The 8,355-nt window shown below is 42.0% G+C and carries 4 protein-coding genes; 1 reads left to right on the plus strand and 3 read right to left on the minus strand.

Features of this window, described 5'->3' with window-relative positions:
* Positions 1 to 390: 390 nt before the first annotated feature.
* On the plus strand, positions 391 to 3,015 hold the full coding sequence (locus tag BIY37_RS06090; RefSeq protein WP_070066951.1) for a fructose-bisphosphatase class II: 2,625 nt from the start codon (positions 391 to 393) through the stop codon (positions 3,013 to 3,015).
* A gap of 167 nt (positions 3,016 to 3,182) precedes the next feature.
* Here BIY37_RS06090 and argC read toward each other — a convergent pair whose 3' ends face one another.
* From argC to BIY37_RS06110, 3 genes are all read right to left on the minus strand, one after another.
* The gene (gene argC, locus BIY37_RS06095) at positions 3,183 to 4,229 is read right to left on the minus strand and encodes an N-acetyl-gamma-glutamyl-phosphate reductase (RefSeq protein ID WP_070066952.1); all 1,047 of its coding nucleotides are present in this window, start codon (positions 4,227 to 4,229) and stop codon (positions 3,183 to 3,185) included.
* A gap of 782 nt (positions 4,230 to 5,011) precedes the next feature.
* On the minus strand, positions 5,012 to 7,453 hold the full coding sequence (gene lon / locus BIY37_RS06105) for an endopeptidase La (RefSeq protein WP_080324892.1): 2,442 nt from the start codon (positions 7,451 to 7,453) through the stop codon (positions 5,012 to 5,014).
* Positions 7,454 to 7,478: 25 nt separating this feature from the next.
* Complete coding sequence (locus tag BIY37_RS06110; RefSeq protein ID WP_179129309.1) at positions 7,479 to 7,931, minus strand: Hsp20/alpha crystallin family protein; 453 nt, start codon at positions 7,929 to 7,931, stop codon at positions 7,479 to 7,481.
* Positions 7,932 to 8,355: the final 424 nt, after the last annotated feature.

The raw sequence follows: 8,355 nt of genomic DNA on the forward strand, positions 1-8,355 counted from the left end.
CTATGAGATACGATCGAGGAGTTTTTTTACCGTTACTCTTTCAGATTGTTATTCATCCATGTTAATGAGCGAACTCCTTTCTCACACCGCAAATCCCGCTATGATAAAAAGCTTTCTTTCAGGCCGTGAGATTTGACTGGCGCATCATTTTCCGTCTTTTTTCCGAACCGACACTCCTCATATGTCACTTGCATTCCCATGCTATATGTGCTAAACTTTTTATCTGATGTTTTTTACGATACCCCCTCGGGAAACAGCCAACTTTTCCATCTGCTGCAAATACAATGAACTCTATCGTTAGCCTTGAGACTGAATTGCTGATAGCCGGCTTCGTGATGAATGACTTCTGCATTCCCTACGCATCTATTATTTGAAGAGAGGATAGAAACGATGTTTATAAAGGATACGTGTTTTGATTCTAAAAAGATAGACGATCATTATATCATCGATGCATATATCCCCGAAGAGCATAATTTAAAAATTTCTGGTGAAGGCCTTCAGTTGGCAAACAGAAACGAATTAAGACATCCTGTTGGTGTTGTTGCAGCCAGGTCATTACGGTATTTCAGCACTAATGGCGAAGATTTTAATATTTTCCGCATCCGCGACATGGTCGTTTGGAGGCTCAGACATATCTATAACAGTTTCAACTGGTGGAACGCTTATGTGGTAAATGCAGAGGGTGAACGGAAATATATGCCTATGTTATATATCGGGGAAAAATTCGGCACCGTAACAGGAAATGTAGACGAAGCTGATATTGTACCAAGCGCATTTGAAAACGATCGCTGTATCGTTAAAGAGGGATGCATGGGAGGAGCAATTTTTGCTATTGGTTACAGTGAAAGAGGAGGATTGTTTAACTCTCCCGATATGTATGGAGCAAAGACGATCGTTGGAGACAAGCACAAAGGTGCTGGCGTCTGTGTAATTCATGGTATTACAAAGAATCTAAGGCTTATGGCAGAACACACCCTAAAAGCCAAAGGTAGTGAAATTTCTCCCCAGAATATTCATAAAGAAATCAAGGAGATGAAAATAGTTATCTTAGACAGACCAAGACATGAAAAACTCATCAAGACCGTCAAGGAACTCGGGGCGCAACTAATTCTCGTTAAAGATGACGATCTTACGCCTACTCTTGCAACTATAAGGAATGAAGTTGACTTAATCACCGGTGTAGGTGGAATTCCTGAGGCAATCTTAAGTGCAATTATTGTCGAAGAATTAGGTGGTGAAATGAGTTTAAGGATTTTACCCGCTGATGTTGCACAGAATGAAAAATTATTGGGGAAACTTAATAATTGGGAACTCTTTAAGAAGAACGAAATAGATATTTTAAAAAATTTTAAAATTGTAAAACCCGGCAGTGAAAAAAAGGGAGAAATTCCATGGAATACGATCTGGACTTCTGACGCTTTATCATGTGGCAAGGCGCCGGTATTTACCGCCGGTATCATAAAAAAAACTCCGTGGATTAAATTTTCAGACGGAAAAGAGGTCCCGGGAGTTAAACTTGATCCTGAGACAGGAAAAGTAACCGTTTATGTAGTTCGAATTGCCAACAATAATCTTGAAATTATTCCCGTCATTTATACAACAGCGATTAGTGAATGTATAAAGCGTTGTAACGAGATGGAGGAATCTCGCGAAAGGATTGATGGTAATTTGCTCATTCAATTGGGGGAATCGTATGCAGAGTTTGGCATGTTTCAAAAGGCAAAGGAATGCATACAAAAAGCAAGGATATTTAAAAACTCCAATAAGGATTTCATTCAACAGTGCGATTCTTTGTACGAGTATATCGAAGGGTTAGATGACCTTACGAATAAGCCTATTCAAACACCAGAAGCTTTGATAGAACATTTCAAAAAGGTGTGTCATTTAGGTAGAAAAGACGATATATGGCTGAAATCAAAGATAATGATCAAAAGGTTTTTTGAGTACATCGGGGATAAATATTATCATGACCGCCAGTACGATGCAGCTCTTGAATGTTACAGCAAGGCATTACACTACAGTCCGCAACTGAATCTTTACCGCAAGGTAAATTCTATTCAAATGAAAGACATCCTGGAAGAGTATTTTAATCTGACTGACAAAATATACAGAGAAAATCATTACAAGGAATCGGGAGATTTAGAAAAATATAAACTCGGGATTGCGCTGAAGGTTTTTTATCAGAATGAAGGACACTTAAAATCGTCGTGCAGACAACCATGGCTTATCTTCTTCAGAAGAACCGTGTTGCATGGTAAAAGGCCTTCTTACAAATTAGTTATTCTCATCAGATTATTAAGATTATACAAGAAGTTGAATACTGCAGGTGATGATGAGATTTCTTTCTTCCTGAAAAAAGAATTTAAAATGACGGGGGACGAAATAGACCATATCCTCCGTTACAAAGGTGAACACAAGAGATTTCATTCTGTGGGTGAACTTTATCGTGTAAATGGATTGAGCTTGGAGGGCTTGTCGAAATTACTTCTTCCACAGGTAACGGTGGAAAGCCAAAATGAGCTGGAGGATGCGGATATCCCACTGAGTATCAGCCTTGTTGAGGTCATGGAAAAACGATATAAAAATATGCTGGAGGAACTGAAGGAGGGACACCGGAAAGAAGCGCAAGAACATTCATATGCAATGGCAGAGGCGTATCATTACGTTGGCCTGGCGCTGTACGATGTTGGCGATGATGAGGGTGTAAAGATATATTATGAAAAGGCACTCGTAAAATTTCAAGAGATCATAGAGAAGTTCGAGGGAATAACACCGGTTCACGCACAGTATCGTATTGGTAATCTTTACGAGGAATTAGCCTTACTCTATGATAAAGATCTGGAAGATTATAACAAAAAGGCAATCGACGCATATACGCGCATTATTGATGAGCAACAATCATCAAAACTATTTGGTTCGATACGGGAATTGGTTTCGGTCAGAATAAAACAGGCTTCAGAAAGGGTAGAATGTCTAAAAAGAAAACTGATTCCTGTGATGTGCAATGCTTCATAAAGGCTATCAAGATCCATCACGAGTTTTTCCATAAGGGACAGCAAAATACTTCTGTAACACCCTCCTGTTTTCATCCGATGCTCAGAGCAAACCTTTTTTACTTAAACCTTTGTTTAACATAGCCTCGTTTCTCTTTGTCTTCCGCACAATCTGTGGTTGCGGCAGTTCTATAACAACCCCATCTTTTCGTCAAAGCCAAACATCACATTCATGTTCTGTACGGCCTGGCCGGCGGCACCTTTAAGGAGGTTATCGATAGCAGAAATCACTATGATACGGTTCTCTGTAACCTTTGTTGCAATATCGCAGAAGTTGGTATAAGTTACATCCTTTGTCTTGGGTGTTTCGTTACTTTCTTTAAGGCGAACAAAGGGTTCTTTGCTATAAAATTCTTTATAGAGACCATGGACATCATTGTCACTTAAGGCTAAATAGCCAGCCTTCCCTGTGGTAATCCCGTGCTTTGGTTTGACATACACGGTACACAGGATACCACGATTCATCGGGACAAGATGGGGGACAAATTGGATAGATACCTTCTGTTTTGTCTTGATAGATAGGATGTGTTCGATCTCCGGGCTGTGACGATGCCCTCCAACACTGTAGGCCTCTATGTTTTCATTACATTCACAATAGTGAGTATCCTCCCTGGGTTCGCGTCCGCGCCCGGACACACCCGACTTTGCATCCACAACAATATCGTCCGGGAAGACAAGCCCTTTTGTAAGTAACGGGACTAAGGCCAGTATAGTTGCCGTGGTATAGCAACCCGGATTACCTATCAGAGCGGTACTTTTAATCTCCTCCCTAAAAAGCTCCGGAAGGCCATACACCGCTGTTTCAATTCCCTTACTGTCTGCATGCTGTGTCTTATACCATCTTTCATAAAGCGCTTTATCACGAAAACGGTAGTCGGCGCTGAAATCTATAACCTTTATGCCCTTTTGTATAAAGAGCGGGACATATTGCATAGAGATGGTTGGCGGCAATGTAATAAAAGCGAGGTCAATATTTTCGGGGACTTCTTTCTGCTCAATCGTCTCACACGGCAAATCAAGCAGGTTTTTTAAAGCGGGAAATATGTCCGATATTTTTGGACGGTCCGTCCGGCGTACGCCGAGATAGGTAATCTTCACCTCTGGATGACGCAAGAGGATTTTTATGAGTTCAAGGCTGGTATAGGCCGTAGCGCCAATGATTCCAACTTTTAACACAGTTATGTCCTCCAATGCGAATCCAGATAAACTAAGAGACTAAGTTTCGGGGCAACCTTTATTGTGAGTATCATTACTTTAAAGAAAGTCAATTGTCCCAATTTCTTTAACTTTTGGTAATTTTCTTGCCAAATAAGTCGAGATCGATGCAGAAAGTCCTGCTAATAATTCCATCTCGTCAAAAGCTGGTTCTTTTCCCTCTAGTAAGCGTCTTCCTTTTTCAGAAGAAAAACCCATATTTTTTCAATTACGGAGTCTAATGGCACCGGAACTATTTCACGGTTTTTCTTTATTAACTCTCCGAGCATCAGTTTTTTGTTCCCTGTTATATCTCTTGCAACACACATTCCAAACAAACGATGGAATGTTGAACTGCACCCGTAATATCTGGATTAGGTCTTTTGGATATATCTTTTATCGCCTCTTTAATTTCAGTTTTTGCTGTCTTGAGGCCTGTTAAATCAAGCGTTTTCTCAGCTTTGTGTAAGTGGGTTTCGAATATCACGTCTCCGTGCAATAGTATTTGTCCATTTTCTAGTTTCCAGCCGATCCCCTTGTTTTGAAGTAGTTATTTATTTTGTCAGAAAGAAGTTTAGCAGTTGCCTCTCATTCCTCCCTTTCTCTGAGATAATTGATGAAATCCAAAGCAACACGGGCCTTTTTACCGGAAAGAGTTTCAATCGCTTCCTTTGCCTGTTTCTTAATTGCTATTTCCATATATGAAATACCTCAATTAAATTTCCGCTTTGTGGCTTTGTGCCTTGACGGTCTGTATTATTACACTAAACCTTGCTAAAAATCCTTTTCTTTTTCACTGCCGGCTTTTTTGTTCCAAAGACGATCGGTAACATCTCGTCTACCTTTTCTACAAATACAAAGTTCATCTCTTTCTTGGCATTTTCAGGTACTTCTGACAGATCTTTTTCATTCCGTTTTGGCAGGATAACGGTGGTAATCCCCGCCCGTTTAGCAGCAAGAACCTTCTCCTTGATCCCCCCTACCGGCAGAATACGACCACGCAAGGTAATCTCCCCCGTCATGGCTATGTTAGAAAGGATTGGGGTTTCCTTCAGGAGAGAGATCAGCGCCATCGCCATCGTCACACCTGCAGAAGGTCCATCTTTAGGAATAGCGCCCGCGGGGATGTGGATGTGAAAATCGTATTTATTAAAATCCTTAAAGGTAATTCCCAGCTTCGCTAATTTGGCCCGAATGTAGCTCATAGATGCCTGAGCAGATTCCTTCATCACGTCGCCCAACTGCCCCGTCAGCAAGAGTTTTCCCGTACCCGGCATAAGAGTAGCCTCAATAAAAAGGATGTCACCGCCGGCCTGTGTCCAGGCAAGACCCGTCGCAACACCGGCTTCAGACGTCCGTTCTGCAGCTTCTGAGAAATATTTGATTGGTCCCAGTAAATTGTTCAATTCATCTGCTGTTATAGTCGCAGATTTTTTTTCATCAGACGCAATATTTTTTGCCACCTTACGGCAAACATGGGCAATTTCACGTTCGAGATTACGGATGCCCGCCTCACGCGTGTAATCACTGATGATTGCCCTAATGGCATCATCTTCAATAGAAATTTGCTCTTTCGCCAACCCGTGTTCCTTTAATTGTTTGGGTATGGTAAACTGTTTTGCAATGAATACCTTTTCGTCTGCGGTATATCCAGGAAGTTCCAATACCTCCATCCGATCTTTGAGAGCAGGAGGAATGGGGTCCAGGAGATTCGCCGTGGTAATGAACATTACCTTGGAGAGGTCAAATGGCACATCCAGATAATGATCTGAGAACGAGTGATTTTGCTCCGGGTCTAAAACCTCAAGCAGCGCCGCCGAAGGATCTCCACGGAAATCAGCGCCCAGCTTGTCTATCTCATCCAGCATGAATACCGGATTGTTTGAACCTACCTTTCGAAGTCCCTGAATAATGCGCCCGGGTAATGCGCCAATATATGTCCGGCGATGGCCTCTAATCTCGGCCTCATCCCGCACTCCGCCCAGTGACATGCGCACGAATTTCCGGCCGATGGCGCGTGCAATCGACATCCCCACGGAAGTCTTTCCGGTACCAGGAGGACCCACAAAACACAGGATCGGGCCCTTCATATCCTGCTTTAATTTTCGAACCGCCAGATATTCCAAAATCCTCTCTTTGACCTTTTCCAGATCGTAATGGTCTTCATCCAATACCTTACGGGCCACTTGAATGTCCAGATTGTCCGTTGTGGTAACCGACCACGGGAGGGAGACCAGCAGATCGATATATGTTCGGGAAACCGTATATTCTGCAGAGGCAGAGGGCATTTTAGCAAGCCGGCTTAATTCCCGATCAGCCTCTTTTTTCGCATCGGCGGGCATTTTCGCATCCTCAATCTTCCTGGTAAGTTCTTTGATCTCAACGGCACGCTCGTCTTCCTCACCCAATTCTTCCTGGATTGCCTTCAGTTGCTGCCTCAGAAAATATTCCTTTTGCCCTTTTTCCATCTCATTTTTTACCTGCGATTGTATCTTTGTGGCCATTTCCAATACTTCCATTTCACTGGTAATCAAAGCTGTCACCTTTTGTAATCGGACTTTCACGTGGATAGCTTCGAGTACTTTTTGTTTTTCTGATACGCCGATGTTCAGGTGAGATGCGATCATGTCTGCCAACCGGCTTGGGCTGTCAATATTGACAATCGCTATTTTCAGCTCTTCGGGCAGGGATGGCGCCATGGAGATCATGCGGACAAACTGGTCGGCCGCATTTCTTGCTAGTGCCTCCGTTTCCATATCATTCTCAACAATATCTTCGAGGACATTTGCTTTGACTTTAAAATATGGCTCTGTTTGGATATATTCATCAATTTTAACCCTGCTTATGCCTTGCACCAGCATCTTGGCCGAGTTATCTGGCATACGCAGCATCTGAAGCACAATAGCTGCGGTAGCATAATCATACAAATCCGATTGCTTGACCACTTTGAGATCTTTATCCTTTTGTGCTACAAGCGCCAGAAAACGGTTTTCTGCCAGAACATGGTTTAATAGTTTAATATCCCTTTCGGTAACGACACTTAAAGCGGCCACCATATTAGGAAAAACCACCGTGTCTTTAACGGGAAGGAGTGGCATTTCTTTTGGTATTTTTGGTTTGTCTAACCGTTCGACTTCTTCGGTATCAGATTTTTTATGTAACGTGATTTTAGCTTCTGATGGGTCATTATCTTCGTTACCTGCCATGGAATATCACGCCCTTTCAGAAAATTTATTGATGAAATTGAATTTTTACCGAAATCTTTTGGGTTAACGGTTGTTTTGTCTTTGGCAAAACAACCTGAAGAAACCCATTCTTATAAATGGCTTGCATATTTTCCGTATCAATAGGTTTAGGAAGACTGATACTCCTCTCAAAATACCCGTGACGGATTTCCACCTGATAAAAACAGATCCTCTCGTGTGGTGAGGTATCGTTAATGAATCCATTAACGGTAAGGACTTCTTCTAGCAAGGACACGCGGATATCCTCTGATTTCATGCCCGGTATGGACATCTTTACTACAATGTTATCCGGAGTCTCATAGACATCGGTGGGAGGTTGCCACGGAGTCGGCGACTGCATAGGAATATTTTTATTAAAGGCAAAAAATTCTGAAATAATCTTTTCTCGTTTGCTTTCGTAACTATGAGTTTTATAACTACTATTACCATTTATCGACATGGCAAATCTGCCCATCTCTATGGTCTGATGAAAAACTGAATAACTATATCATCTTTTGATTTCTTGTGCAAGAGGTTTAACGACAGCCGATTTAGGTACTTCTCTATCAATCAGAACTTCTGTATCACTTTAGTATTTTGAAAAACATTCACAGACGAGATCGCCTTGGAGACGGTATGCATGCTCAAGAGGCGCACATTTTATGAATTCTAAACGTGACACAGGCATACCATAATCTAACGGGGTGGCATGGACAAGCAGTGCTTGTCTCTGTTTTTGTCATGCTGCAAAAAACTCTGTACTTACAATAATCGTAACTATTCAGTGAAGCTGACGGTGAGAGAGAATATTTTCTCAGAATAGCTAGGAGCTATAGGGAAAACGGGCAGACAGAAAATCCCGAAGGGATGACATGATTATAGGG

Origin of the sequence: Candidatus Brocadia sapporoensis, assembly GCF_001753675.2 — a bacterium.
Classification (GTDB): domain Bacteria; phylum Planctomycetota; class Brocadiia; order Brocadiales; family Brocadiaceae; genus Brocadia; species Brocadia sapporoensis.